22 protein-coding genes are annotated in these 24,472 nt (G+C 61.9%); 11 read left to right on the top strand and 11 right to left on the bottom strand.

Translation table 11 applies throughout. The features are described from left to right. Positions 1 to 155 precede the first annotated feature (155 nt). On the bottom strand, positions 156 to 758 hold the full coding sequence (locus tag GH665_RS00875; protein WP_408277508.1) for a septal ring lytic transglycosylase RlpA family protein: 603 nt from the start codon (positions 756 to 758) through the stop codon (positions 156 to 158). Between the two features lie 641 nt (positions 759 to 1,399). Here GH665_RS00875 and GH665_RS00870 point away from each other — a divergent pair. The 3 genes from GH665_RS00870 to GH665_RS00860 all read left to right on the top strand — a co-directional run bounded on the left by GH665_RS00870 (position 1,400) and on the right by GH665_RS00860 (position 3,219). Then, a complete protein-coding gene (locus GH665_RS00870; RefSeq protein WP_153134292.1) occupies positions 1,400 to 2,044 on the top strand; it encodes an MBL fold metallo-hydrolase in 645 nt (214 codons plus the stop codon). Then, positions 2,041 to 2,670 (top strand): 3'-5' exonuclease family protein, encoded by a 630-nt coding sequence (locus GH665_RS00865; protein ID WP_153134291.1) that lies wholly within the window; start codon positions 2,041 to 2,043, stop codon positions 2,668 to 2,670. Before GH665_RS00870 ends, GH665_RS00865 begins: the two co-directional genes overlap by 4 nt. 90 nt (positions 2,671 to 2,760) lie before the next feature. Then, positions 2,761 to 3,219 (top strand): Lrp/AsnC family transcriptional regulator, encoded by a 459-nt coding sequence (locus tag GH665_RS00860; RefSeq protein WP_012431468.1) that lies wholly within the window; start codon positions 2,761 to 2,763, stop codon positions 3,217 to 3,219. 57 nt (positions 3,220 to 3,276) lie between these two features. Here the strand turns inward: GH665_RS00860 and GH665_RS00855 are convergent, their stop codons facing one another. The 3 genes from GH665_RS00855 to GH665_RS00845 form a co-directional block, all read right to left on the bottom strand. Further along, positions 3,277 to 4,521, bottom strand: a complete 1,245-nt coding sequence (locus GH665_RS00855) for a cation diffusion facilitator family transporter (protein ID WP_153134290.1) — start codon at positions 4,519 to 4,521, stop codon at positions 3,277 to 3,279. A gap of 256 nt (positions 4,522 to 4,777) precedes the next feature. Beyond that, positions 4,778 to 5,080, bottom strand: coding sequence for an H-NS histone family protein (locus GH665_RS00850; RefSeq protein ID WP_028197784.1), 303 nt, complete (start codon positions 5,078 to 5,080; stop codon positions 4,778 to 4,780). 397 nt (positions 5,081 to 5,477) lie between these two features. Beyond that, entirely contained in the window at positions 5,478 to 6,140 is a 663-nt protein-coding gene (locus GH665_RS00845; protein ID WP_153134289.1) for a HugZ family pyridoxamine 5'-phosphate oxidase, read from the bottom strand. A gap of 123 nt (positions 6,141 to 6,263) precedes the next feature. On the opposite strand from GH665_RS00845, the gene GH665_RS00840 reads away from it, so the two are divergent. Further along, on the top strand, positions 6,264 to 7,475 hold the full coding sequence (locus GH665_RS00840; RefSeq protein WP_153134288.1) for an MFS transporter: 1,212 nt from the start codon (positions 6,264 to 6,266) through the stop codon (positions 7,473 to 7,475). A 257-nt stretch (positions 7,476 to 7,732) separates the two neighbouring features. Continuing rightward, a complete protein-coding gene (locus tag GH665_RS00835) occupies positions 7,733 to 9,373 on the top strand; it encodes a collagen-like triple helix repeat-containing protein (RefSeq protein ID WP_153134287.1) in 1,641 nt (546 codons plus the stop codon). 92 nt (positions 9,374 to 9,465) lie between these two features. Here the strand turns inward: GH665_RS00835 and GH665_RS00830 are convergent, their stop codons facing one another. The 3 genes from GH665_RS00830 to GH665_RS00820 all read right to left on the bottom strand — a co-directional run bounded on the left by GH665_RS00830 (position 9,466) and on the right by GH665_RS00820 (position 13,306). Further along, positions 9,466 to 10,482 (bottom strand): cupin-like domain-containing protein, encoded by a 1,017-nt coding sequence (locus GH665_RS00830; protein ID WP_153134286.1) that lies wholly within the window; start codon positions 10,480 to 10,482, stop codon positions 9,466 to 9,468. A gap of 141 nt (positions 10,483 to 10,623) precedes the next feature. Beyond that, entirely contained in the window at positions 10,624 to 11,769 is a 1,146-nt protein-coding gene (locus GH665_RS00825) for a branched-chain amino acid ABC transporter substrate-binding protein (RefSeq protein WP_028197779.1), read from the bottom strand. Positions 11,770 to 12,202: 433 nt separating this feature from the next. Next, complete coding sequence (locus GH665_RS00820; protein ID WP_153134285.1) at positions 12,203 to 13,306, bottom strand: NAD(P)H-dependent flavin oxidoreductase; 1,104 nt, start codon at positions 13,304 to 13,306, stop codon at positions 12,203 to 12,205. A 284-nt stretch (positions 13,307 to 13,590) separates the two neighbouring features. Between GH665_RS00820 and GH665_RS00815 the strand changes: the two genes are divergently transcribed. Together GH665_RS00815 and GH665_RS00810 are read left to right on the top strand one after the other, a co-directional pair. Further along, on the top strand, positions 13,591 to 14,289 hold the full coding sequence (locus GH665_RS00815) for a dienelactone hydrolase family protein (RefSeq protein ID WP_153134284.1): 699 nt from the start codon (positions 13,591 to 13,593) through the stop codon (positions 14,287 to 14,289). 85 nt (positions 14,290 to 14,374) lie between these two features. Beyond that, positions 14,375 to 15,895 (top strand): amidase, encoded by a 1,521-nt coding sequence (locus GH665_RS00810; RefSeq protein WP_153134283.1) that lies wholly within the window; start codon positions 14,375 to 14,377, stop codon positions 15,893 to 15,895. 199 nt (positions 15,896 to 16,094) lie between these two features. Here GH665_RS00810 and GH665_RS00805 read toward each other — a convergent pair whose 3' ends face one another. The 3 genes from GH665_RS00805 to GH665_RS00795 form a co-directional block, all read right to left on the bottom strand. Further along, on the bottom strand, positions 16,095 to 16,406 hold the full coding sequence (locus tag GH665_RS00805; RefSeq protein WP_153134282.1) for a high-potential iron-sulfur protein: 312 nt from the start codon (positions 16,404 to 16,406) through the stop codon (positions 16,095 to 16,097). A gap of 201 nt (positions 16,407 to 16,607) precedes the next feature. After that, the gene (locus GH665_RS00800) at positions 16,608 to 17,714 is read right to left on the bottom strand and encodes an NAD(P)/FAD-dependent oxidoreductase (protein WP_153134281.1); all 1,107 of its coding nucleotides are present in this window, start codon (positions 17,712 to 17,714) and stop codon (positions 16,608 to 16,610) included. Positions 17,715 to 18,150: 436 nt separating this feature from the next. Further along, a complete protein-coding gene (locus GH665_RS00795) occupies positions 18,151 to 19,128 on the bottom strand; it encodes an AAA family ATPase (protein WP_153134280.1) in 978 nt (325 codons plus the stop codon). Between the two features lie 268 nt (positions 19,129 to 19,396). Between GH665_RS00795 and GH665_RS00790 the strand changes: the two genes are divergently transcribed. Both GH665_RS00790 and GH665_RS00785 read left to right on the top strand, forming a co-directional pair. Then, positions 19,397 to 19,900, top strand: coding sequence for a hypothetical protein (locus GH665_RS00790; protein WP_153134279.1), 504 nt, complete (start codon positions 19,397 to 19,399; stop codon positions 19,898 to 19,900). Positions 19,901 to 20,024: 124 nt separating this feature from the next. After that, the gene (locus GH665_RS00785) at positions 20,025 to 20,822 is read left to right on the top strand and encodes an endonuclease/exonuclease/phosphatase family protein (protein WP_153134278.1); all 798 of its coding nucleotides are present in this window, start codon (positions 20,025 to 20,027) and stop codon (positions 20,820 to 20,822) included. 37 nt (positions 20,823 to 20,859) lie between these two features. Here GH665_RS00785 and GH665_RS00780 read toward each other — a convergent pair whose 3' ends face one another. Beyond that, complete coding sequence (locus GH665_RS00780; RefSeq protein WP_153134277.1) at positions 20,860 to 21,849, bottom strand: aldose 1-epimerase; 990 nt, start codon at positions 21,847 to 21,849, stop codon at positions 20,860 to 20,862. A gap of 338 nt (positions 21,850 to 22,187) precedes the next feature. On the opposite strand from GH665_RS00780, the gene GH665_RS00775 reads away from it, so the two are divergent. Together GH665_RS00775 and GH665_RS00770 are read left to right on the top strand one after the other, a co-directional pair. After that, the gene (locus GH665_RS00775) at positions 22,188 to 23,240 is read left to right on the top strand and encodes a LacI family DNA-binding transcriptional regulator (RefSeq protein ID WP_153138154.1); all 1,053 of its coding nucleotides are present in this window, start codon (positions 22,188 to 22,190) and stop codon (positions 23,238 to 23,240) included. A 112-nt stretch (positions 23,241 to 23,352) separates the two neighbouring features. Next, positions 23,353 to 24,372 (top strand): ABC transporter substrate-binding protein, encoded by a 1,020-nt coding sequence (locus tag GH665_RS00770; RefSeq protein ID WP_153134276.1) that lies wholly within the window; start codon positions 23,353 to 23,355, stop codon positions 24,370 to 24,372. The last annotated feature ends 100 nt before the right edge of the window (positions 24,373 to 24,472 follow it).

Raw genomic sequence — 24,472 nt, 5'->3', positions numbered from 1 at the left:
AGGGCTCCCACGGCTGCATGCATTCAACTGCCGTCGATGAGCAAAAGAAAAGGGCCGCGCGATGCGGCCCTTCATCTTTCGGCTGACACAACATGCGCTGCCGCCGTGCAGCCAGCCGTTACGAATGCGCTTGCGGCGCGTGCGCAGCCACTAAATTACTTGTCCGCGTTCGAACCCGAGTTCGACGCCAGCGTTTCATTCATCTCAGCGCGAGCTTCCTGCCGCGTCAATCCTTCAATCTTGACGCGCGCCGTACCGGCATGGCGCATATCGAGCGCGGTTGCGGCGGCCATCGACAGGTCGATCACCCGGCCGCGCGCATACGGGCCACGGTCGTTGATACGAACGACGACCGAGCGCGAAGTGGCCGGATTGGTCACGCGAACATACGAGCCAAGCGGCAACGTACGATGCGCGGCCGTAAGCGCGTGCATGTCGTAGCGTTCACCGTTGGCGGTGCGGCGGCCATGGAAGCCGCGGCCGTACCACGAGGCGCGCCCGGTTTGCTCAAAGTCCGAAATGTCCGAACCTTCGTCCGTTAGCGGCTTGGCATCGGCCAGTGACGGGCTTTTGGCGGCGGCATCGGAGGCCGGCGCGCTGCCAAAAGCTTGTGGGCCGAAGGAGCCTGCTTGCACTTTCTTCGTGCTCAGCGGAGCGCCGCTGTCAGCCGTGGTGTTCGCGCCCGGAGGCGTAGCACAACCGGCCAGCACAAAAAAGGCAAAAATAGTCCCCAGACCACGGGATAACCGAGTTTTCATAAGACGTGCAATCAAATTGTCGAGCCGCATCACGCGAAAAGTTGAGCGTGTTGCCTGCGACTCCGGCGGCAATGGACGACAACGCGCCGCGCGGAAAAGCGCAGTACGTCAAAGCCCGGATGCGGCTCATACAGCCGCTACCGCACGGTTAATTTTCACGTCTGGCGCAACCTGTCCCCGGCAGCCTGACCAGACCCCACATGCCGCCATCGAACGTGGCAAACACGTTCTTGCGCGCGTAACTCAGCGCACAGGAACAGCGGCGTAGGCCCCACCCAGCGTCACGGCATTTAAGTCCGTTGCAGGCGCGCGGCGCCTGGCTGGGTAAGACGTGTGCATCGAAAGCATCGATACCTGATGGCCACCGGCAAAACACCGGTAGCCCATACTTGAGTGGCAATCCGCGTGCCCATTTTTGATGGGGACGCATCGCCTTGTGGCATGCACAATTCCTTGTGCATGGGCTGCATTATACCCAAAAGAAATTTTTGGGATGACAAGCGACTGAAAACCTTGAAGAATTTTCACTCGTGCTGCAAAAATGGGCACCCGAAAGCCTGCTGTGGCGGGGCTTCAGCGCCCTCGGCGAGTATCGACGAGACGCCGGTACAATCAACGTTTTTCCAGCGGCGCCGTCACCCATGAAAGTCACCTTGATCCCCGTCACGCCATTCCAGCAGAACAGCTCGCTGCTCGTTTGCGAGGCAACCGGACGCGCGGCCGTCGTCGATCCGGGCGGCGACCTGGATGTCATCCAGGGGGAAATCGCGCGCCAGAACGTGACGGTCGAAAAAGTGTTCCTCACGCACGGCCACATCGACCACTGCGCCGGCGCAAAGACGCTGGCCACGCATTACGGCGTGCCGATCGAAGGCCCACATCCCGACGAAAGCTTCTGGCTCGACAAGCTGCCGGATCAAAGCACGCGCTTCGGTTTTCCCGCTGCCGAGGCGTTCGAACCGGATCGCTGGCTGCAAGACGGCGAGACCGTGCAATTCGGCAACGAAACCCTGGAGGTCTATCATTGCCCCGGCCACACACCGGGCCACGTGGTGTTCTTCAGCCGCGCACATCGACTCGCGCTGGTGGGCGACGTGCTGTTCGCCGGGTCGATCGGCCGCACGGATTTTCCGCGCGGCAATCACGCCGACCTGATACGCGCGATCCGCGAAAAGCTCTGGCCGCTCGGCGACGACGTCACCTTCGTGCCGGGCCACGGCCCCACCTCCACGTTCGGCGCCGAGCGCCGCACCAATCCATACGTGGCCGACGGAGTTGAGGCATGAGCGGCGAAATCTATGTGAGCACAGATGTCGAAGCGGACGGTCCAATTCCCGGTCCGCATTCGATGCTTAGTTTCGCCTCCGCCGCGTACACGGAAGACAAACAGTTGATCGCCACCTTCTCGGCGAATCTGGAGCTGCTCGAGGGCGCCACGCCGCATCCGGTGCAGGAAGCATGGTGGAAGACGCAGCCGGAAGCGTGGGAGGCCTGCCGCAAGGATTTGCAGGATCCGCAGGCCGCCCTCACAGCCTACGTCGAATGGGTCGAGGCGTTGCCGGGCAAACCGGTGTTCGTGGCGATGCCGGCGGGTTTCGACTTCACCTATATGTTCTGGTACATGATGCGCTTTGTCGGCCGCTGCCCGTTTTCGTGGTCGGCACTCGACATCAAGACGCTGGCCTTCGCGCTGACCGGCCTGCCGTACCGCAAGAACATCAAGCCACGCTTCCCGAAGCACTGGTTCGATGAACACCCGCATACGCACGTCGCGTTGGACGATGCGATCGAACAGGGCGCCTTGTTCTGCAACATGCTCAAGGATCTGCGCGCAATTCAGGCAGCCACGCTGGCGGCGGGTCAAGATGGGGACGGCACAGGACAAAACCCCGCTGAGGAACCGGCAAATTAGGTAATCTCCCTCCTCGAAGCCGTTTTACATTGCGTTTCGTTTTCGAGACCTCTACCATGCGTTGATAGGGCGACGCCAACGGAGGCGCAGTTGACACTCGATACGTTCTCACAAAAAATCCTGCGCCTGCTGCAGCTCGACGCACGCCGGTCCGTGCAAGAGATTTCTGACCAGGTCGGCCTCTCGAGCACTCCATGTTGGCGCCGTATCAAGGACATGGAGCAATCTGGGGTGATCCAGCGCTACACGGCCTTGCTCGATCGCGAAAAGCTGGGCCTGCACGTCTGCGCGCTCGCCCATATCCATCTCACGCGCCATACCGAAGGCGGGGTCGAGCAGTTCGAGCGGGAAATCGCTACCTGCCCGGAAGTCACCGAGTGCTACAGCACGACCGGCGAATCCGACTACATCCTCAAGATCGTCGCGCCGGACATCAAGGCGTACGACAGCTTTCTGCACGAACGCATCTTCAAGATTCCCGCCGTCGCTCAGGTGCGCACGAGCGTCGTGCTACGCGAAATCAAATTCGATACGCAGTTGCCACTGTGAAGCGGTAAAGCGGCGGTTCAGGCGTTCCGAACGGTTTTTCGATTCGCGCGACGCCGATCAGGCGTTGCCGTGCGGTTCCGCGGCCTTGACGCGGGCCGTGGCCTGAGCCAGCCTTGCTTCCGTCGAGGCGTCGTCCTCGTCCGCTAATAGGTCCAATCCTTGCCGCACCTCCAGCTTGCGGGCACCCAGACTGCGTCTGAGCGCGTCCAGATCGACACCGGCAAGGGCAGGTGCATCCCGCTGGGCAGCGCGCGAACCCGACGCCGGCAAAACCACTTCGACATCGAGCCCTGTGCTCAAGTAGTGCAGATTGACCGACGCGGCCTTCACGCCGCCCGCGGCCAGCGCCGCGTTGACTTCGGCGACGATCCGCTCACGCGCCGGCAGATTGACAGGCGGGCGGGCGATCGCGTCATTCTCCGGGTCGACATGGATCAGCGCGTCGAGCACGCGGTTGTCGGCCAGCACGCGCAAGCGCGCTGATTCGGCGATGTAGTGCCCTTCCGAGACCGAGATCAGCGGGTCCACCAGAATATGCGCGTCGACAAGCGCGAAGTCGCCCATCTTGCGGGTACGCATTTCGTGCACGTCGCGCACGCCGGGCGTAGCCAGCAACAGCGCGCGCATGTCGGCGGAGGCGGCTTCGTCGAGCGCCCGGTCGGACAGATCCTGCAGCGCGTCCCAGCCGAACGTCCAGCCCATGCGAGCCACCATAAAGCCGACAATGGCCGCGGCTATCGGATCGAGCAGGCGCACGCCCGCAAGACTCCCGACAATGCCGAGCGCGACGACCAACGACGAAGCAGCGTCTGAGCGAGCGTGCCACGCGTTGGCAATCAACATGGCTGAACGCACGCGTTGCGCTTCGCGCAGCATGTAGCGAAACAGGCTCTCTTTGGAAATCAGCACCAGCACCGCGACCGCGAGCGCGCTCATATGCACGGCGGGAATGTTTTGCAAATCGGCGAGACGCGTTCCGGCGCGCCACAACATACCGACGCCGACCACAATCAGCAGCGCGCCCAAAAACAATGACGCAACCGTTTCATAGCGGCTGTGTCCGTAATTGTGATCCGCGTCAGGCTTGGCGCCACTGTGCCGATTGGCGATTAGCACGACAAAATCGGAAATCAAATCGGCTAACGAATGGATACCGTCAGCCACCAGCGCCTGGGAATGGGCAAACACCCCGATGACGATTTGCAGCGCCATCAGCACCGTATTGAGCGCAATACTGACAAAAGTACTTTTACGCGCGACGCGATGTTTCTCGGCGGACTGAACGGCGGCGATGGAGGGCATCTTTGAATCGAATGAAAAAGTTCAATGCCTGCATTCTACCCGGGGCACCTCGATATGCGCTGGAGAGAGACAAAAAAATCCTTTTAAATCAGTTGTTTATCTAAACGAAAAGCATTCGCGTTCCAGTTTCATGGAGTACCTGTGACAAAGAGCCACAACAGTTTTCAGGGCGAAAAAAAACCGCGCCCTGAACGGTACGCGGTTTTTTCTGGCAAACAGCAGACGCTATAAGCGCGGCTGATTGACCCTACTGATATTACTTCTGGATCAAAAACTTCTCGCGATCCAGACCTGCGATCCAGCGCGGCGGCTTGCCACGGCCCGACCACGTGCTGCCGCTATCCGGGTCGCGATACTTCGGTGCGACACCTGCGCGCGGACGACCGGCTTTAGCAGCCTTGGCACCACGGCCACCGCCGAGTTCAGCCAGAGTAATGCCGTAATCGGCCATTTTCTGCTTGATCTCATTCAGCACTTCAGCGTATTCACGTGACTTTGCTTCTTCGATCTGCTTTTCGAGCTTCTCGCGCTGGGCGAGTAGTTCCTTGTATGACGACATAGGTTCCCTTGTGGTTTGGATAAATGACTGCCAGTCTTAAGCCAGCTTGCCCTTTGAAGGTGATCATGCCTCGGAATTTGATGGCGAGATTAACACAAAATAGAAAGACTGCAAAAGCACCGTCGAAAAATTAATCCGAATTCGTTTCAAAAAATTTCAAGCGGCGGCGACGTTACGCGGCGCCTTTCAAATAGCTAATTTTCGCATTTTGCTGAAAACAGCAGCCACACATCAGTAATGGCCGAATTAACTATCAAAAAATGAAATTTAAGATAAAAAAATCACGTCAACATTTCATGCCATGAAAGCTTTTACATGAAACATCGGAACATATTGCGGTGTCAACGCTGTACTGTTATTGCAGCATGCGTGTTTTCCCCAAAACAGCAATCAAGGCTTAATTAGCGTGGCGCTGGATGCAATCTTCGAGCGCCGCATGCAAGGTTTCGGTATTGCGTTTCGCATCGTCAAAGGCAAAGCGGGTGCGCACGCCGTCCCGTTTCAGATCGGCGCCATATCGATCGACGCCGAGCAGCTGAGGTCCCCGGGTGCCTGAAGAACGAGCGGTGAAGTGTTCGATCAGCGCATTTTCTTCGTCGAAGCCGAGTGGCGGCAGGGGATCGAGTTCGGCGCCGGCCAGCCAGCCCATCGCGCCAAAACCGCCAATGTAGCGCAACCGTTCGAGCCGCATCGCCCAGAAAGTGAAATCGCCGAGAAGCAGGTACCGCTCCGCGTCTGCGTGATAGCGCAGATAGCGTTGCACGACGTCGGGAGTCGAGTCGACCGGTTCGAACGTACCGAGCAAAGTGACGCGCTCGCCGCTCAGCACGTCGTCGTCAGGCGCGTCGACTACCAGAAAGCCCGCGCGCGGGTCGGCGTGCAGATTGTGCGTATGCTCGGCGAGCCGGCTTACGAGAATTGTCGGGCGGTGTTGCGGGTCCGGCGCGAACGGCAGCACTGAAGGATAAGGAAAACCTTCCGGCTGACGCGCGTGGGTGGCGAGCGTACCGATAGCAGCCTTATGCAGCAGATGTAGCGGAGCGTGAGCGGGAATGTTCACGTGCGCGGTCCTCAATAGATAGGTGTTGGATCACTTCGCTTCAAGCATAAGGTAGCGAGCTTCGTTAGAATCGGAAATTCGCTTACAAGGCGCTTTCTCACGCGTCTCTTCCACGAGATTTCAGTGTCCGACCGCTCGTCCGAATTCGCCTCCCTTCCCGCCGCTCATCGCGATCTCTCCGACACCGCACGCCAGCGCGCCCGGATTGCCACGATGGCGGTGTTCTTCATTGCCGGCATGATGTACGCGTCTTGGGGAGTGCATGTGCCAACCGTGCGCGACCGCTTCCATCTGAATCCGGCGATGCTCTCGTTCGCGCTGCTGGCCGTGGCCGGAGGCTCGATCGTCGCGATGGCGGCGAATGCTCCGTGGATCGCCCGGGTCGGGACGCGCCGCGCCTGTCTGACCGGCGGCTGTGTGATGACCGCGTGTGCGGCGCTGATCCTGATCGTGCCGGCTTACTGGATGCTGCTGATCGTGCTGGCCGTGTTCGGCGCCGGCATGGCCACGCTCGACGTCGCGATGAACGCGGAAGCCAGCGCTGTCGAGAAAGCGCTCGGCAAGCCGATCATGTCGGCGCTGCACGGTATGTTCAGCCTCGGTGGGATGTTTGGCGCGGCAGCGGGCGGCGCCTTGCTGGCGCGCGGCATGGCGCCGGCTGTACATCTCGCGCTGGCTGCCGCGGTCAGCACGCTGGTGCTGATAGCAGCGTGCCCATCCGTGCTGCCACATGTACCGCACGCCGATCATCCCGACGCAGCCACGCCGCGCGCCAACCGCTGGCGATCGCCAGCCTTGTGGGCGCTCGGAGCGATTGCGCTGGTCGCGCTAATCGCCGAAGGCGCGATGTACGACTGGGCGACCGTGTACATGCGCGACGTCGTGCTGTCCACACCGGCTCTCGCGAGCGCGGCGTACGCGGCGTTTTCCGGCGGCATGGCTGCGGCGCGTTTCGCCGGTGACGCCGTGCGTGCCCGCTTCGGCGCACCGCAACTGGTGATGGCGAGCGCGTCGCTTGCCTGCGCCGGGATGGTCGGCGCGCTATTGTTGCCAAATCCGGTTGCCGCGCTGATTGGCTTCACGCTAATGGGTCTTGGGCTCGCGAACATGATGCCCGTGCTGTTCGCTGCAGCGGCGAGCGTCAAAGGCATTCACGCGGCCGAAGGACTCGCGCATGTTGCCGGACTGGCCTACTTCGGACTGTTGTTCGGGCCGGTCATGATCGGCGCGGTGACACAGGTAACCAGTCTGCCGATCGGGTTGTCCGTGGTAGCCGTGTGTTCGGCGCTGATTGCGATCACCGGTCCAAAGGTGCTGCGGCGTTTGAAGATCTGACGCAGACGTGCATTGCGGCTACATCGGCCGAGCTCGCGCCATATGAAAACGCGCGACCTTACGTTACGTTACGCGAGGCCTGCACACTGACGTGTTCCCCACCACATCGGCGGCCTCAATGCGCTCGCCGCCTCTCTCGAACTCCGTCAAATCGTTGATTTGTTTGAGTTTATCCGACGATCCGGTCTTCCTAGCGCGAATGGCATAAGCCTTGCAGTTAGCTCCCCAGCAGTTTCCAAATTACGGGGGAGCAGACCATGAATCGCAATTTCAAACTGTCGGCGATCGCCATGTGCGTGACGTCGATGATCTTACTGACCGGATGCGGAACCACGTCGATCAATCCAGGCCTTTCGGGCGGAGGGGCGGGTGCCGGTGCAGGCGGCGGTGCAGGCGGCGGAGGCGGTGGTGGAACGCCAACACCTACGCCTACGCCTACTCCGACGCCTACTCCGACGCCGACGCCGACGCCTACTCCGACACCGACACCGACGCCGACTCCAACACCTACGCCAACGCCAACGCCAACGCCAACGCCAACCCCGACGCCAACAAGCGCCAATCCGATCGGGGTCGTCGTCCAGAACACCGGCAATGTAATCAGCACGACCGGCCAGACCGTCTCCGCGATCGGCAACCAGATCGGCCTCACGCCGATCCCCGGCGCGAACCCGGCCACCACGACCGCGCTCGGCAACGTCGTCTCGAATCTCGGTGCAGGCGTCACAGCGGTCGGCACGGGCACGGCGAACGGCCTCGGCCAGCTCGGCAACGCCAAGGATCCGCTTGGCACGACGCTGGCGAGCAGCGGCAATCTGGTTTATGACGCAGGCCAGGCTGTCAACAGCGCCGGCCAGCTCGTGACGAGTCTCGGCACCGGCCCCACCGCGCCGCTCAGTCCGTTGACCACGCCGCTCGGCGCCACGGTCTCGACGCTCGGCAATGCCGTCAGCGGCCTCGGCACGCAACTGACCTCGCAGTTGACGAACGGCCCGATCCAGCAAGTGACGCAAACCGTCAGCACCGCGATCACGCCGATCACCACTACGCTGGCGCAGACGACTCAAACGGTCGGCGATACGACGGGTCTCGGCGCGCCGCTGAACGGTCTGCTATCGACCATCGGTCATGGCCTCGACAGCGCGGGCAGCCAGGTGAGCAGCGCGACGAACAATCCGATCGGTCAGAACCTCGGCAATGTCGTGAGCAAGCTCGGCGACACCGTCACATCCGCTGGCGGCCTGCTGACGGCAGGTGGCTCGAGCAGCGGCAACCCGCTCGGCGGTCTCACCGGGATTCTGAATCCGGGCGGCAGCGGCGGCACGAGCGGCAATCCGCTCGCGCCTTTGACGAGTATTCTCACCGCGCTGCCCGGCACCTTGAGCGGCGGCCTGACCGGCGGCAGCGGCTCGAGCAGTCCGCTTGCGCCGCTGACCAACATCCTCAGCACGGTGACCGGCAGTCTCGGTAGTCTCGGCGGCGCCGGCGGCAGCTCGAGCAGTCCGCTTGCACCGCTAACCAATGCCCTCAATACAGTGACCGGCAGTCTCGGCGGACTCTCCGGCGGCACCGGCGGCTCCGGCAGTCCGCTTGCACCGCTAACCGGTGTGGTCAGCTCGGTCACCGGCGTCCTGACCGGCGCGGCCGGCAGCAGCGGCAACCCGCTGGCAACGGTGACGTCGGCGGTGTCGTCGCTGACAGGCGCGCTTGGATCGGCGGCAGGTTCGGGCGGCTCCGGCGGTACCGGTGGAAGCGGGGGCGCCAGCAATCCGCTGGCACCGATCACCGGTCTGCTGAACACCGTGACCGGCGCATTGACCGGTACGGCGGGCTCGGCGGGCGGCACGACAGGGGGTGGTTTGCTCGGCGGTCTGGGCACTCTGGCGCCGAAGAAGTGACGAATAACGACAGCAAATAACGACGCGGCAAAACAAGCGTTGAAGGGGGGCAGCGAGCCGGGTCAACCGGCTCGCTGTTTTTTATCGCTCCATCACACCTGGTGGTACGTCACGTAATCGCGCGAGAAGTCGTTACCTTGCAGAAAATTGGTGAAGGTCATCGTCACCGTTGCATCCAGTCCTTCTACGTAATGCCACCAGCCGATCGGCAGAAACAGCAATTCGCCGGGTTCGAGCGTGCAGTCGATCAAATGAGCATTGCGCATCGACGGGAAACGCTCGTAGTCGATCGCACTGCCGTCCACCTGCGAGAAGCAATGCAGCATATTCGCCATATGCGGCGTATCGGACAACGGAACCAGCTTGATCCGTTTGCGGCCAATCACCTGCGCCATGAAGTTATTGGTCAGATCATGGTGAAACGGCGTCTTCGTTCCCGCCGGCCCCATCCAGAAGAAGCCGGTATCGGGCGACCCGGCATCGAGATATTCGCCGATAGCCGGCACGTCGGACCATAACGCCGCGAGTGCCGCGCGATTGTGCGAGGTGTTATTGGCGGTCATGTAGAAATCGTTAGTCGGGCCGCTGCGCTCGACGAGATCGGCATAATCGGCGAAGCGCATCATGCGCTTGAGCTTCGGCTGATTTATTTCATAATCCGCGTCCGACTCGCGCCCGAACTGCACCTCGACTTCGCAATCCCCACAGCGCTCGCGAAAGTAATCGAAGCTCCACTGCGTGCGCGCCGGCCAGAAATCGAAAGCGCCGGTGATGATCACCGGCCGGTTCTGAAAGTAGTACTGCTCAAAGAATTCGTCACGCGATAAGCGCTCGCGCCTTTCGATTTCGCCGCTTCCGGCACGCATGCGATTGAGCGCGCCGTACACCGACAATATCCATTCGCGCTTACGCAAACGATTGCGCAAACGCGCGGCACCCTCAAAGTAAGGACTCGCGAGCGCTGCCTCGATTTCGTGGGCGGCTTCGGCCGGATCGAAACCATGCCCGACCAGCGCACCGTGCACAGCAGGCGGCGGTGCATCGAGCAGCAGATTCTCAGCAATCCAGCGGCGCCAGCTGTTATCGATCGAATGGATCGCAGTGGTCACGGCATTCTCCCAAACAATGTTCCCATACCCGCCAGCTTCGCAGCCCGCACCCAAAAAGAAAAGGCACGCGAGCCATGCGGCGCGCGTGCCTTTTAACTGCTTGACCGAAGACCAACAAAGCTGTCTTCGGTCATGCGGTTCTTACATCTTGACTACGTCGAGCAGCGTCTTCTTGCCTGCCTTGTAGTTGTACAGCGAGATCACGCCGTGTTGCAGGTCGCCCTTCGAGTCGAACGTGGTTTCGCCGATCACACCCTTGTAGTCGGTCGACGGCATCGCTGCCAGGATTTTCGCCGGATCGGTCGAGTTCGCACGCTTCATAGCGTCGACGATGATGTACACAGCGTCATACGTGAACGGAGCGTAGATCTGGATCGGCTGACCGAAACGCTTCTGATACTTGGCGAGGAACGCCGGGCCGCCAGCCATCTTCTCGAGCGCCATACCGGCTTCCGAGCAGACGATGTTGTCGGTTGCGTCGCCAGCCAGGTCCGACAGCTTGTCGGTACACACGCCGTCGCCAGCCAGAACCTTCGCGCGCAGGCCAAGTTGCTTGGCTTGCTTGGCGAACGGGCCGCCGGTTGCATCCATACCGCCGTACATGATCGCGTCCGGATTTTCGCCCTTGATCTTCGTCAGAATCGCGCGGAAGTCGACAGCCTTGTCGTTCGTCGCGTCATGCGACATCACGTTCAGGCCCAGCGACTTGGCGGTCTTTTCGAATTCGTTGGCGAGACCCTGGCCGTAAGCGGTCGAGTCGTCGACGATCGCGACGCTCTTCATCTTCATGGTCTTGGCTGCGTAGTTAGCCAGTGCCGGACCTTGTTGCGCATCGGTCGCCACGACGCGGTACGTCGTCTTGAAACCCTGTTGCGTGTAAGCCGGGTTCGTTGCCGACGGCGAGATCTGCACGATGCCTGCATCGCTATAGATCTTCGAAGCCGGGATCGAAGTGCCCGAGTTCAGGTGGCCGACCACTGCGACGACCTTATCGTCAACCAGCTTCTGCGCGACTTGCGTAGCCGTACGCGGGTCAGCTGCGTCGTCTTGTGCGTCGAGTTGCAGCGTGATCTTCTGGCCGCCGATCGTCAGGCCCTTGGCGTTGATTTCCTCAACTGCCAGGCGCGCGCCGTTTTCGTTGTCTTTACCCAGGTGAGCGATACCGCCGGTCAACGGTGCAACGTGGCCGATCTTGACGACCTCGTCCGCTACCGCGCCGGTTGCCAACGACGCAAACAACATGGCCGCAGCGCTGATCGGCAACAGCTTTTGAATCTTGATGTTCATGTAAGTCTCCAGTTTCGGTCCCAAAAACAACGTAATCGCCCTGTGCCCCCGCTTCCCTACACGTGTCGCTCAGTCCCGTGGACGACCACGCCGGTTGCATCGTTCATGCACTTGGCCAGCACGTTCACCGGACTGTTTGTGACAGGCGGCAAACCGTACTTGCGCGCAAGTGTAGGCCAACAAATTAAATTGTGGGACTTTTTTGAGGAAGTGGGATGAACACTAATAGCGTTTATCCACCAGGAGGCGATTCAAATCGGAAGGATAGGCTGGAAAGCACCAGCCCATGCGGGTTTCCGCCAGGTGAGCCGTGCGTCTGACAACACGCCCTAAAGCTTTTAGCGTGTTAAACCGTTGATGTTTCGAATAGGCTTTGTGCTTAAAAACGAGGCGCTCCGCAGTTTGCTGCGAGACGCCCCTGAACCTGCTTGAATCAAGCTTCGAACGCCGCGATCCGTGTGGCCGCGGCGTGCCATTCCTCTTCGAGTTGCCCGACCAGTTCCGCGACGCCGAGGCCTTCGCGACGCTTCTGGCCAAGCGGCGCGCCCTGGCCTGACCATAGAGACAGATAGTCGCTTTTCTCCGCACGGCTCGCGATTTGTCGTAGTTCCTGCGTCAAGGCGTTTTGCACCGGATAAGGCGCGACCTTATTCATCGACTCGCTCAAGCGCAGCATCAACGGATTGCGTATGCCGCGCGCATGGCGCCCGGTGATCGCGCGCGTTACGGCAGTCGAGGTATCGGACATTGAGCGCAAACGCGCTTTCCATGCCGGGGAGATCGCGCTCTCGGCGCAGGTGATGAATGCACTCCCCATCATCGCCGCCTGTGCGCCCAGCGCCAGTGCTGCGGCGATACCGCGTCCGTCCATGATGCCACCCGCCGCGAGCACCGGCAGGCCGGTCGCGTCGACGAGTTGCGGCACCAGCGCCATGGTGCCAATCAGCGCGTCTTCGAAAGCGCCGATGAACGTGCCGCGATGACCGCCGGCTTCCGCCCCTTGCGCCACAAGCGCGTCAGCCCCCGCTTCGCGCCACGCCAGTCCTTCTGCGACATGGGTCGCGGTGCCTATGACATATGAACCCGCCGCGTGCAAACGGGCGACGTCGTCTTTGGAAAGCAGCCCAAACGTGAAGCTGACCACCGGCACGCGCAATTCGATCAGCATGTCCAGTTGCGCGCGGAAGTCGGGCGCATAGCGTTCGAGCGGGCTGCCCGGCGGCAAGCCGAGTTCCGCGCGGATCGGATCGATCGCTTCGAGCGCGCAGCGCACGGTCATCTCATCAGGCGTAACGGGCGGCAGCACAAACAGATTGATGCCGAACGGACGATCAGTCAGCGCGCGGATCGCCGCGACTTCGCTCGCGATCTTCTCCGGCGCCAGCGCCGCGCCGGCAAGACAACCGAATGCGCCCGCGTTCGAAGCTGCCGCGACCATCGCCGGCGTGGTCGCGCCGCCGACCATCGGCGCCTGCACAATCGGCACCCGCATGCCGAAACGTTCGGCAAATGGCGTCGCAAAACTGCGCTTGCTCATAATCGATTCCTCCTTTACCAGGACCCGCGCGGCACGCGCGAGCCGATACGTTCGACTGTACCGAGCCGGGCATGCGCGGGAAAATGAATTATCGAGAATGTTTCAATCGCCTTACGAGATCAGTAGCGCACTATGGGCGCTGCAAGCGTCGCCGGGCCACACTCGGGCTCGCTGCAAGGCGTTTCTTTTGATGGCAAACTGACCGGCCCGCTTCAGGCATTCACGCCTCTGGCATTCATTCAGACCGACCTCACGCATCAACGCACTGGTAAATGGAGAGCAACATGAGCACGACTTCCCGCTGGATCGACATTCCCGCCGGCAACGATAGTTTCGGCGGCTATCTGGCGCTGCCCAAAGGCGGCAAGGGACCGGCCGTCATCATCATCCAGGAAATCTTCGGCGTGAACAGCCATATTCGCTCGGTCGCGGATCAATACGCGCAAGACGGCTACATCGCGCTCGCACCGGATGTGTTCTGGCGTGTCCAGCCGCGCGTCGAATTGACATACGACGGCGCGGATCGCACGAAGGGCATCGAGCTGATGCAGAAGACCAACGTCGACCAGGCCGTGGCCGACATCGGCGCAGCGGCTGCGGCCTTGCGCGCCATGCCGGAAGTGACCGGCAAGATTGCGGCGATCGGCTTCTGCTTCGGTGGCCAGCTCGCGTATCTGGCGGCCGCGCAAGGTTCGCTCGACGGCGCGGTTGCGTACTACGGCGGCGGCATCCAGAACAAGCTCGATGAGGCTGCGAAGATCAAGGTGCCGATGCAATTCCACTACGGCGAACTCGACGCGCATATCCCGCTGTCGGCCGTCGGCCAGATTCAGGAGCGCTTCGCCGGGCGCACCGACGCGGAATTCAACATCTATCCGAACGCCGATCATGGCTTCAACTGCTCGGACCGCGCGTCGTACAACCAGCGCGCCGCGGCGCTCGCGCATGGCCGCACGCTGACCTTCCTCGGCGAGCGCCTGTAACTCATGGCATGGCCGGAACGCCCGCTTGTAGCCCGAGGCTGCAACCGGCAAACCCAACATTCAAAATAGAGAGGGCCCTAGCGTCGTGCAATCAGACTATCTCGCCCATGACGCCATCGGCCTCGCCGAACTGGTTCGAAACCGCGCAGCAAGCGCACGCGAATTGCTGGACATCGCGATCTCCCGTACGGAGGCCGTCAATCCCGCGATCAATGCGATCGTTCTGAAGGACTACGACGCCGCGCGTCAGCGTGCCTCGCGCGATGACGAGAGCAGAACGAATCGCGCAAACCATTCGGACCGTGAAAGCGCGCAGGCAGCGCTCGCGGGCGTGCCCTTTCTGATCAAGGATCTGGGTGCGGCGGTGGCCGGCTTGCGCATGTCGATGGGCAGCCGCCACTATCGCCACTTCATCCCCACCGAGGACGCCCCGGTTGTCGCACTGGCGAAGGCGGCGGGCCTCAATATTTTCGCCAAGACCAGCACTTCCGAACTCGGCCAGATGCCTTATACGGAGCCCGAACTGTTCGGCCCGTGCCGTAATCCATGGAGTCTCGACCACACGCCGGGTGGTTCGAGCGGCGGTGCGGCCGCGGCTGTCGCCGCAGGCATTGTGCCGCTTGCACATGCCTCGGACGGCGGCGGCTCGATCCGCATTCCCGCGTCATGTTGCGGACTATTCGGTCTCAAGCCTTCCCGCGGACGTGTGCCGCGCGCGGCGCCGACTGCGGCGGTCGGCGAACTCGGTGTCGATCACGCGGTATCGCGCAGCGTGCGCGATAGCGCATTGCTGCTCGATCTGCTGGCGGGCAACGCGGATAGACCGCTCGGCGCGCCGGGCACTTTCCTTGGCGCGACCCGCGAACCATGCAAGCCGCTGAACATTGCCTACGTCACCGATTCGATGCTGGCGCCTTCGCTCTCCACCGACTCGCGCACCGCGCTCGAAGATGCCGCGCAACTCGCCAGTTCGCTTGGGCACAACATCGAGCCGGTATCGCTCGGGATCGATTTCGCGGCGGTCCGCCATGCGTTCCTGATGCTCTGGTCGGTGACGGCGGAAGAAATGGTGCTGAACGCCGACCGCATCACGGGCCGCAAACCGCTGCGCGACGAATTCGAGATCTCGACATGGGCCATGGCGCATGTCGGCCGCAAGCTTGGCGAACGTGGCCTGCCGAGCGCACTGGAAGAACAACGCCGCATCACTGACCGCCTTACCGATTTGCTGAACCGCTACGACGTGCTTCTGTGTGCGACGCTTGCGGGCGCGCCGATCAAGATCGGCGAAATGCACCCTACCTCAGCGGAACGCATGCAGATGCGCGCCGTCACGGCCATGCCGCTCGAACCGCTGATGAAGAAGCTGTTGACCGAAGCGTCGAACAAGGCGTTCGCGTGGGCGGGATGCACGGAGCTGTTCAATCTGAGCGGACAACCGGCGATGTCGGTGCCGCTCTACTGGAACGCGCGCGGGCTGCCTATCGGCGTGCAGTTCGCCGCACGCAACGGCGGTGAAGCAACGCTGTTGCGGCTAGCCGCGCAACTCGAAACGGCTCGGCCATGGTTCGACAAACGGCCGCCGTTGATGCAGGCACGCAGCTAGACGAAGAGGCGCCTCATGGCGTATCGGCTCAGTCGGGCCACTTCATTTGCCTGACCGCGAAGGTCGGCAGATCGCTCACCAACAAAAAAGCGTCTGCCGCGCAGAGCGGCAGACGCCTCGATGATCGGACGGTAGTCCGGCGCTGCCATGTTGCAGCGCATTGGCCGCGCCACTGAACGTGCGCGCGGCTGAAACGAAATCAGGCCTTCTTGTTATATGCGCTGCACCAACCCTTGCTCGCGACCTGCTTGCCCGCGAACATCGGGCAGCCCGCGTACGGGTCGGTCGGCTTGCCTTGATAGAAGCTGCAGTTGCCGCAATCCTGGCCGGCTGCGTACTTCGCGAACTTCGCCTTGTCGACTTTGCTTGCGTCAGCCTTGTAGCCGAGCGCCTGAGCGGTCGGATCGGTTTCGGCAACCTGCGGCGCGTCGGCGAAAGCCTGGCGCGACAGCGCGAAAGTCGATGCCACGCCAATGCTGGTGATCAAAAACGTACGACGGGAAGATTTCATGGGAGACTCACTCCATTTATATTGAACTGATCGCCGTTCTGGTGACAGCGGTCCCCAAGGATAGCAATGAAGCCGTTACGCGTGACGACCCAAATGATAGAGATAAGCGAATTGGTACGACACCGCGCCTGAATATCGAGCGCGGTGTGCCGGTTAATCGCATGAGTGTGAGAATCTGAGTGAAAACCCGCGGTGCGACGATTAGGCGCGCCCGCTCAATTCGCAGACGCGCTGCGCAATCGCCAGCGAGGCTGTCAATCCTGGTGACTCGATACCGAACAGATTGACGAGCCCGCGCACGCCATGCGCGGCCGGCCCCTGAATCACGAAATCGGCGGCGGGTTCGCCCGGACCGGAAAGCTTCGGACGAATTCCCGCATAAGCGGGCTGCAGCGCATGGTCGGGAAGCGCGGGCCAGTACGCGCGAATCGCCGCGTAAAAGGCATCCGCGCGATGCGGGTCGACGTCGTAATTGATCGCATCGACCCATTCGACGTCCGGACCGAAGCGCGCCTGGCCGCCGAGATCGATAGTCAGATGCACGCCAAGGCCGGCTTCGTTCGGCATTGGATAAATCAGTCTGCTGAACGGTGCGCGCCCAGAGATGCTGAAGTAGTTGCCGCGTGCGAGATAAAGCGGCGGCACATGGCGCGCATCGAGGCCGCGAATCGTGCGGGCCAGCGCGTTCGCCTGCAAGCCGGCGCTGTTGATCACGCAGGCGGCGCTGATCGTGGTCGGCGCGCTGCCGCCCACCTTGATGATGAAGCGGCCGTTGCTCGCCTCGATCGCCTCGACCGGCGCGTGGAACGCACACACCGCGCCGTCGCGCTCGGCGTCGCCCTGAATCGCCAGCATCAACTGGTGACTATCGACAATGCCTGTCTGCGGCGAAAACACGGCCTCCACACATTCGAGCGCGGGTTCGAGCGCTTGCGCCTGATCGCCGTTGATCCGCATCAGGTCGAGCACGCCGTTCTCGCGCCCTTTCGCCATAATGCTTTCGAGCTGAGGAATCTGATTGCGCGAGGTGGCCACCAGCAGTTTGCCGCAGCGCGAATGCGGCACGTTGTGCTCGGCGCAGTACTCGTAGAGCATCTCGCGGCCGCGCACACAGAGCGCCGCTTTTAGCGAGCCGCGTGGGTAGTAGATCCCCGCGTGAATCACTTCGCTATTGCGCGAACTGGTGCCCACACCGATCGCCTCGGCCGCTTCCAGCACGATCACTTCGCGCCCGCGCGCCGCGAGGGCGCGCGCCACGGCGAGGCCAATCACGCCTGCGCCGATCACTACACATTCGATTTGATCCATGTCCCTTGACGCGGCCAACCTTGCCGCGCGCTGCCTCGTTCACCCGATAACCATGAAGACAGGGTGCGGCTATCGAGAACCGCACACCGCTCGCTGTCGAACGCTCCTGGCCTTCCGCAACCGTCTGGAAAAATTGCACGACGCTGCACAGACACAAATGCCCGCAGTCGGAACTGCGGGCATTCGGTCTTGAACAGGTCTAAAACGCATGCTTCGGACAGGATTAGTGTACGCCGCCGACGGCCGCCGCGCTCGACTCTTCATGCGGGCCGGATGCACGACGGCGGCGCAGATGGCATGTACCACGACGCAATCGCACCTCGTAATTAGCAACAATTGCCGAAGCATTCATCTTATTTTCGGTATGGATACCCGATTTGCAACCTCAATAAACCCCTCTGAAGGCGGTTTTCGCACAAAAACGGCGTAAAAAACCTCAAAAACCGATCGGTTTTCGGCGATTTCCGTAATCCAGCCTGATATCCCCGGCTTCGATCCCATCGCGCCCGTCAATGCGCGCCGCGCCGAAGCCATTCAGAATCGCCCGCCGCATTTCACGGGGTGATGCCAGCTTCAGCGCATCGAGCGCGGCGTCGCCGAGTGTTTCCGGAAAGCGCAGCCCCCAGTTATGCGCCGAGCGAATCTCGTGATAGATCGATTGGGCGATACGGCGCGCGCCGTCGTGATCCGGCGGCGGAATCTCGTACACGTTCATCCGGTTCAGAATCGGCTCCGGGATCGAGCGCTCGTCGTTTGCCGTCGCAATCCAGATCACGTGGCCGGCATTGATCGGGATCTCGGCGAATTCGTCGATAAAAGCCTGTGCCGTGTCGTGTTCCAGCAGCGCATAAAGCGCGCCGAGCGGATCGTATTGCGAATCGCCGGTGGCCTTGTCGATTTCGTCGACCGTGATCACGGGATTCGCGTAACTGCCGTTCACGAGCGCATCGAACACCTTGCCCGGCTTGGCGTTCTTCCACTGCGACGAGGCACCCGACAAGATCCACCCCGCGGTCAACGAACTCATCGCCACGTACTGGTAGGCGGTACCGAGCAGGCGCGCCAACTGCTTGGCAAAGTGAGTCTTGCCGATACCCGGGTCGCCCAGCAGCAGGATCGGCATGAGTTCGAGACGGTCCTCGGTCTCGAGACACAAGGCGACCTGCTTGCGGATGTCGTCGAGCGGTGCTGAAAAGTTGGGCAGCGCGTCGATCAGATCGTCGATCGAGGGCATCCGGTTCGGCTTGACGCAGAAGCGCAGATTGCCGGTTTTCAGCATCTTTTCGTATGTGGCGCGCAGTGCTTCGTTCGCGCCTTCACCGAGATCGTTCAGTGCGTGCTCGACCTGATCGAGGTCGTACACCCGGCTGAAAGATGCTACGGCGATTTCCTGTTTGACCATGGCTGTTGTCATCGCTCACCCCGTCTGGCTGGCCTTGCTGCTGCGGCGCCTGATGGGCGCCGTTTCAAGTCCAGTGTAACGATGACATTTTCGTGTGCAAGCCAGCAGTCGTGCGGCTCTGCTGCTAACAACGGCTTGTTTTCGGTGATACCCCACCCCACCTGAAATACTGTATTGCTGAACCCGGCCCTGTTTGAAATGTCAGAAAGGCGTTCAGCGCATCAGGCGTAAGATGGCCTTCTGTCTACCCTGCCGGATGCAGTGACCGGAGACTTTGTTTATGTGGAAAACCAGTATCGCCGCGGTGCTGACCGCCGCGCTGTTCGGCACCTCACTGCTTGCCAACGCGCAAGGGTCGGCGCAGCAGGTCGTGCAATGGCAGTTGCAGGTCATGCGCGACGGCCAGCAGATCGATTCGTTCGACGGCACCACGACCGTCGGCCAGGCGCGCACGGACACGCATCACAAGGTGGTGCAGCACAACGTCGGCTGTAAAGACCAGCCTGGCGGCAGCATCGATCTGGCGCGCACGCTGACGGTCTCGCCGCTGCGGGCGGATGCGAACGCGGTCACGTTGTCGATCGACGCGCAGGAAACCTTCGAGGAAGACGCCCCGCAGCAAACCGACACCGGCTGCAAGCTGCCGCCGCAACCGCGTCAGGTGAGCGCGAGCCATCCCGGTCTGACAGTGCCGGCCGGCCAATGGGCCAGCTGGACAATCGTCGACAAGGATCCGAAGCTGGTCTACCGCGTGCGTGCAAGCCTCGCAAGCAGTCCGGATTAGGCCGGAGCTGGAGCTGGAGCTGGAGCTGGAGCTGAAGCAGCCGCAAACCAGCGCAGGTCCAGGCAAACTCGAGCAAACTCAAGCGAACAACCGAAGCCTCAACAGAACACGTGGACAACGCGGCATGCGAAACCCAGAAGAATTGATCCGCGAGAGCGTAGCGCCGAAGGATTTCATTGCGGTGAGCTGGAATCTGCACAAAGGCCGCACACCGCTCGGTTTTCAGGCGTGGCAGGCCATGCAGCGCTGGGTTCAGTCGACCCACGCGGACGCGTATTTTTTACAGGAAGCGATGGCGCGACGCATGCCCTCGCCGATGCTGGCGAGCAGTTTCGGCTCGCCGCTCGCCGATCCGTTAAGCGATGTCTGGCATTGTCAGGCCACTGAGATCGCACGCGCGGCCGAACTCGAAATCGCGCTTGGACCAAACGTGTTCAAGCCGTCGTGGCGGCATGGCAATGCGATTCTGTCGCCACATCCGCTCGACCTCGGCGGACGCTGGGATATCTCCGCGCATCGCTTCGAAAGGCGCGGGTTGCTGGTAGCGCGAGCCACCTTCGGCGGTCATTCGGTCACGCTGCTGTGCGCGCATCTCGCGCTCACGCGCTCGGCGCGCTTGCGGCAGATGAACTGGATCGCGCACTGGATCGCGAAAGAAGCACCGGACGGTCCGCTGGTGCTGGCCGGCGACTTCAACGACTGGCGCAACGACTCCGTGCCGCTCTTTGCCGAACACGGTCTGCAGGAAGTGGCCACATTGCTCGGCGAATCCGCCCGCACGTTCCCGGCCTTCTCGCCGGCGCTCGCGCTCGACAAGATGTTCGTGCGCGGAATGAAACCGATCGAATGGATCCAGCCGACGCAGGAAACCGCGTGGCTGTCGGATCACCTGCCGTACATGGCGCGGTTGCGGGTGGAGTGAACCCGCCCCTGAGCTAGTCTCTAAGCTAGTCCCTGAGCTAGCCCCTGCGCGGTGTCCAGTTCAGCGCCGCGGCAATCTCCTCGCCTGGCTGCAACACGCAGCCGCCCACCTGCTCCCGCATGCCGACCGCGTTGAAACAATCGGTGGTGTTGGTCACCGGTTCCACGCATAGCTGCGTATCGTTGGCGGGCGCGAATACCACCATATGATCGAAGGGCGCATCGGCGGTCATCGTCAATTGACGGTGTTCGTCGGGCCACGCAATCGTCGCCTCGCGCGACCAGTTGGCGAAGTTGTTGTCGAGCGCGAACGCATCCGGCGACATGCCGTGACGCAGCGCCTCGACCGCCGGGTGCGGACCGAGATGCGTGGGCAGCACGTCCGCGTCGGCGTGCCACATGCCTTGCACATTGGCAAAGACACGGGTCTGCGCAGTGCGCGGATAGTACGGATGATGGCCCATGCCAAAGGGCATTGGCCGTTCACTCAGATTCTGCGCGGACATCGCGATACGCAGCGCGCCGCCAATCAACTCGATGCGTTGCCTCGCGCGATAACGGAATGGCCAGTCACCTGGCCGCTGCGAATCCGGTTCGTGTTCAAAGTGCAACTCCACCGAGCGCTCCGTGCGCGTCCCCACCTGCCAGGGACTCCGCCACGCGTTGCCGTGCAGCGCGTGCGCAAAACGCACGTCATTGCCGTTCAGATCGACCATGCCGCCGTCGAACTGAAAGCGTGCGTCGCGAATCCGGTTGCAGTAGGGAAAAAGCGGGAAGCTCGCCATGCGCAGCGGATCGCGTTCTTCGAACGCTCCCTGCGTGGCTGGCCGCAGCCAGTGCAGCGGGCCTGCGGGCGTCGACTCGTAGTAAGCCGCCAGCGCGCCGCCGATTTCAGGCGCGACCACCACGCGTGTGGCGCCTGAAGTCAGCATGACAAGCGTCGGCGCGATCGCGGGGTCGTCAAGCCACGCGAGCTCGGTGAGTTCATGGCCGAAGGGCCGGACCGGATTCAAGGAAACGTCGCGCATGGTCAGAAAAGGCCGGGCCTCAGGCGGATGGCGGCATGAACGCCCATCAATGTCTCCTATGACATGCCGCACACAGCGCGCGGCCGGCGGACCGCCAGGGTCCGCGCGACCGAGAATCGCACGCCAAAGCACATCGGTCAATATTATTAGTCATAAATTTGTCTGATTTGACCCATTCGCGTGCTGTTAGAAGCTCCCAAATGGCGGGTTAGCGCGCGTTGCTGCGCGCATATTATTAGTGGTACCGTCGCACCACGAATGCCACCGGCATGCCCTTGTTTTCGCGCCGCTGTAACGCGGCCCGCACAATGAAAAAATCGACTCAACGCCGTCCGACCATGACCGACATCGCCAAGCTCACCGGCGTGTCGCAATCCACGGTCTCGCTGGTCCTGAACAACGCGACCGGCGCAAAATTCTCCGAGACCACCCGCAACAAGGTGCTGAAGGCCGCGCACGACCTCGGCTACCGGCTTTCGCTACGCGAGCCGGTGTCGGCTTCGAACGACGAGCGCAACCTGATCGTCTACCTGGCGGACGAGATTTCCACCAGCCCCCACCCGGTCGTCAACGTCGACGGCGCACGCGATGCGGCCTATGCAAACGGCAAGATGCTCGCCGTCTACTCGACCCACGGCAATGCCGACATCGAAAAGCAGGTGCTCGACGCCACGCTGTCGAACCCGCACGTATTCGGTGTGATCTACGCGACCGTCTACACCCGCAAGGTCACCCTGCCAACGGCGCTCTCGCAGGTGCCCACCGTGCTGCTGAACTGCTACACGAGCGAAAGCGCGGTGTCGTCGGTGGTGCCCGCCGAGGTCGCGGGCGGCCATCTGGCAACCGACTATCTGCTGCAGGCGGGACATCGGCGGATCGGCTATATCAACGGCGAGCCGTGGCAGGACGCCTCGAAAGACCGCCTCAAGGGCTATCGCACCGCACTCGCCACCGCCGATCTGCCGTTCGCGCCGGAACTGGTGCGCGACGGCGACTGGAGTTCGGGGGTCGGCTTCGAAATGACACTCTCCCTGATGCGCGAAGCCCATCCGCCGACCGCCATCTTCTGCGCCAACGACCTGACCGCGCTGGGTGCGATCGAGGCGTTGAAGCAACTCGGCCTGCGTGTGCCCGAAGACATTTCCGTACTCGGCTACGACGACCAGGAAATTGCCCGTCACACGCATCCGCCGCTGTCGACGGTGGTGCTGCCGAACTATGAACTGGGGCGCTGGGCCGTCGAAACCTTGCTGCAGGAAGAACACAACCGCGCGGCCGGCGCACCGGTGCGGCACCGGCTGGTAAAACTCGACGGACCGCTCGTCGAACGCGGCTCGGTGAGGGTAATTACCGAGGCAAAAAAGCCAGCAATTAATATTATTAGTGATTGACCGATAATAATTCTCGGTGAAATAATCGGCACGTGCGGTCGGGGTGAAGCAACCTCGCCGACAGGAGAAACACTAAAAAGCAAATACATCTCACCGGTACTGGAGGAAGACAATGGCGTCGCTCAACACGCAGTCGCGCAAGCACGTGCGCAAGCAACAGATTCGTCCGCTGGCAGGTTCGCTGCTGGCTCTGGCAATCGGGTTCGGCGTCGCCACTGCGCACGCCGACGACGCGTTGCCGAAGTTGCCCAACAAGACCCCGCTGAAAGTCGGCTTCGCGCAGACCGAAAGCAACAATCCGTGGCGTCTCGCGGAGACCAAGAGCTTCAAGGACATCGCCGCGAAGTGCGGCTGGCAGCTGGTCATGACCGACGCCAACAGTTCGAACGCGAAACAGGTATCGGATATCCAGAACATGATCGCGCAGCACGTCGATCTGCTGGTGTTCCCGCCGCGCGAAGAAAAGCCGCTCGCGCCGGTCGTGCTGCAGGCCAAGAAGGCCGGCATTCCGGTAATCCTGGTCGACCGCGACGTCGATCAGTCGGTCGCCAAGGCGGGCCGCGACTACATCACCTTCATCGGCTCCGACTTCATCGATCAGGGCCATCGCGCCGCCGACTGGCTGGTCAAGGCGACCGGCGGCAAGGCGAAGATCATCGAACTCGAAGGCACCACCGGCGCGTCGGCTGCGAACGATCGCAAGAAGGGCTTCGACGAAGTCATCGCGAAGAATCCGGGCATGACGCTCATCGCCTCGCAAAGCGGCGACTTCGCGCGCGACAAGGGTCGCCAGGTCATGGAAACGCTGTTGCAGGCGCATCCTGACGTGACCGCCGTCTATGCGCATAACGATGAAATGGCGCTCGGCGCGATCGCCGCGATCAAGGCAGCCGGCAAGCAGCCGGGCAAGGACATCCAGATCGTCACGATCGACGGCACCAAGGGCGGCATGGATGCAATCGCCGCCGGTGAACTCGGCGCAAGCGTGCAATCGAGCCCGTTCTTCGGCCCGCTCGCCTGTGACGTCGCCCAGCGTTACGCGAAGGGCGAGAAGATCCCGACGTGGGTCAAGGTGTCGGACCGCTTCTACGACAAGAGCAACGTGCAGCAGAACATGCAGTACGGCTATTGATCGACAGGCGCCGTCGTACACGCGGTTATGCAGCTTGAGGACCATGCCTGAACGGCGTGGTCCACGCGCTCCGTACCGCGCGGCAAGCCTCTTCAGGGCA

Origin of the sequence: Paraburkholderia agricolaris, assembly GCF_009455635.1 — a bacterium.
Lineage (GTDB): Bacteria > Pseudomonadota > Gammaproteobacteria > Burkholderiales > Burkholderiaceae > Paraburkholderia > Paraburkholderia agricolaris.
The sequence above is the reverse complement of the archived record's forward strand: the minus strand, read 5'-3'. Positions and strand labels throughout refer to the sequence as shown.

Excerpts from the sequence above, each read along its gene's own strand:
- GH665_RS00805 (WP_153134282.1), bottom strand. The coding sequence starts at position 16,406 with ATGAAATCTTCCCGTCGTACGTTTTTGATCACCAGCATTGGCGTGGCA.
- GH665_RS00785 (WP_153134278.1), top strand. The coding sequence starts at position 20,025 with ATGCGAAACCCAGAAGAATTGATCCGCGAGAGCGTAGCGCCGAAGGAT.
- GH665_RS00865 (WP_153134291.1), top strand. The coding sequence starts at position 2,041 with ATGAGCGGCGAAATCTATGTGAGCACAGATGTCGAAGCGGACGGTCCA.
- GH665_RS00795 (WP_153134280.1), bottom strand. The coding sequence starts at position 19,128 with ATGACAACAGCCATGGTCAAACAGGAAATCGCCGTAGCATCTTTCAGC.
- GH665_RS00855 (WP_153134290.1), bottom strand. The coding sequence starts at position 4,521 with ATGCCCTCCATCGCCGCCGTTCAGTCCGCCGAGAAACATCGCGTCGCG.
- GH665_RS00825 (WP_028197779.1), bottom strand. The coding sequence starts at position 11,769 with ATGAACATCAAGATTCAAAAGCTGTTGCCGATCAGCGCTGCGGCCATG.
- GH665_RS00875 (WP_408277508.1), bottom strand. The coding sequence starts at position 758 with ATGAAAACTCGGTTATCCCGTGGTCTGGGGACTATTTTTGCCTTTTTT.
- GH665_RS00770 (WP_153134276.1), top strand. The coding sequence starts at position 23,353 with ATGGCGTCGCTCAACACGCAGTCGCGCAAGCACGTGCGCAAGCAACAG.
- GH665_RS00815 (WP_153134284.1), top strand. The coding sequence starts at position 13,591 with ATGAGCACGACTTCCCGCTGGATCGACATTCCCGCCGGCAACGATAGT.
- GH665_RS00775 (WP_153138154.1), top strand. The coding sequence starts at position 22,188 with ATGACCGACATCGCCAAGCTCACCGGCGTGTCGCAATCCACGGTCTCG.
- GH665_RS00790 (WP_153134279.1), top strand. The coding sequence starts at position 19,397 with ATGTGGAAAACCAGTATCGCCGCGGTGCTGACCGCCGCGCTGTTCGGC.
- GH665_RS00850 (WP_028197784.1), bottom strand. The coding sequence starts at position 5,080 with ATGTCGTCATACAAGGAACTACTCGCCCAGCGCGAGAAGCTCGAAAAG.
- GH665_RS00820 (WP_153134285.1), bottom strand. The coding sequence starts at position 13,306 with ATGAGCAAGCGCAGTTTTGCGACGCCATTTGCCGAACGTTTCGGCATG.
- GH665_RS00870 (WP_153134292.1), top strand. The coding sequence starts at position 1,400 with ATGAAAGTCACCTTGATCCCCGTCACGCCATTCCAGCAGAACAGCTCG.
- GH665_RS00780 (WP_153134277.1), bottom strand. The coding sequence starts at position 21,849 with ATGCGCGACGTTTCCTTGAATCCGGTCCGGCCCTTCGGCCATGAACTC.
- GH665_RS00800 (WP_153134281.1), bottom strand. The coding sequence starts at position 17,714 with ATGGATCAAATCGAATGTGTAGTGATCGGCGCAGGCGTGATTGGCCTC.
- GH665_RS00835 (WP_153134287.1), top strand. The coding sequence starts at position 7,733 with ATGAATCGCAATTTCAAACTGTCGGCGATCGCCATGTGCGTGACGTCG.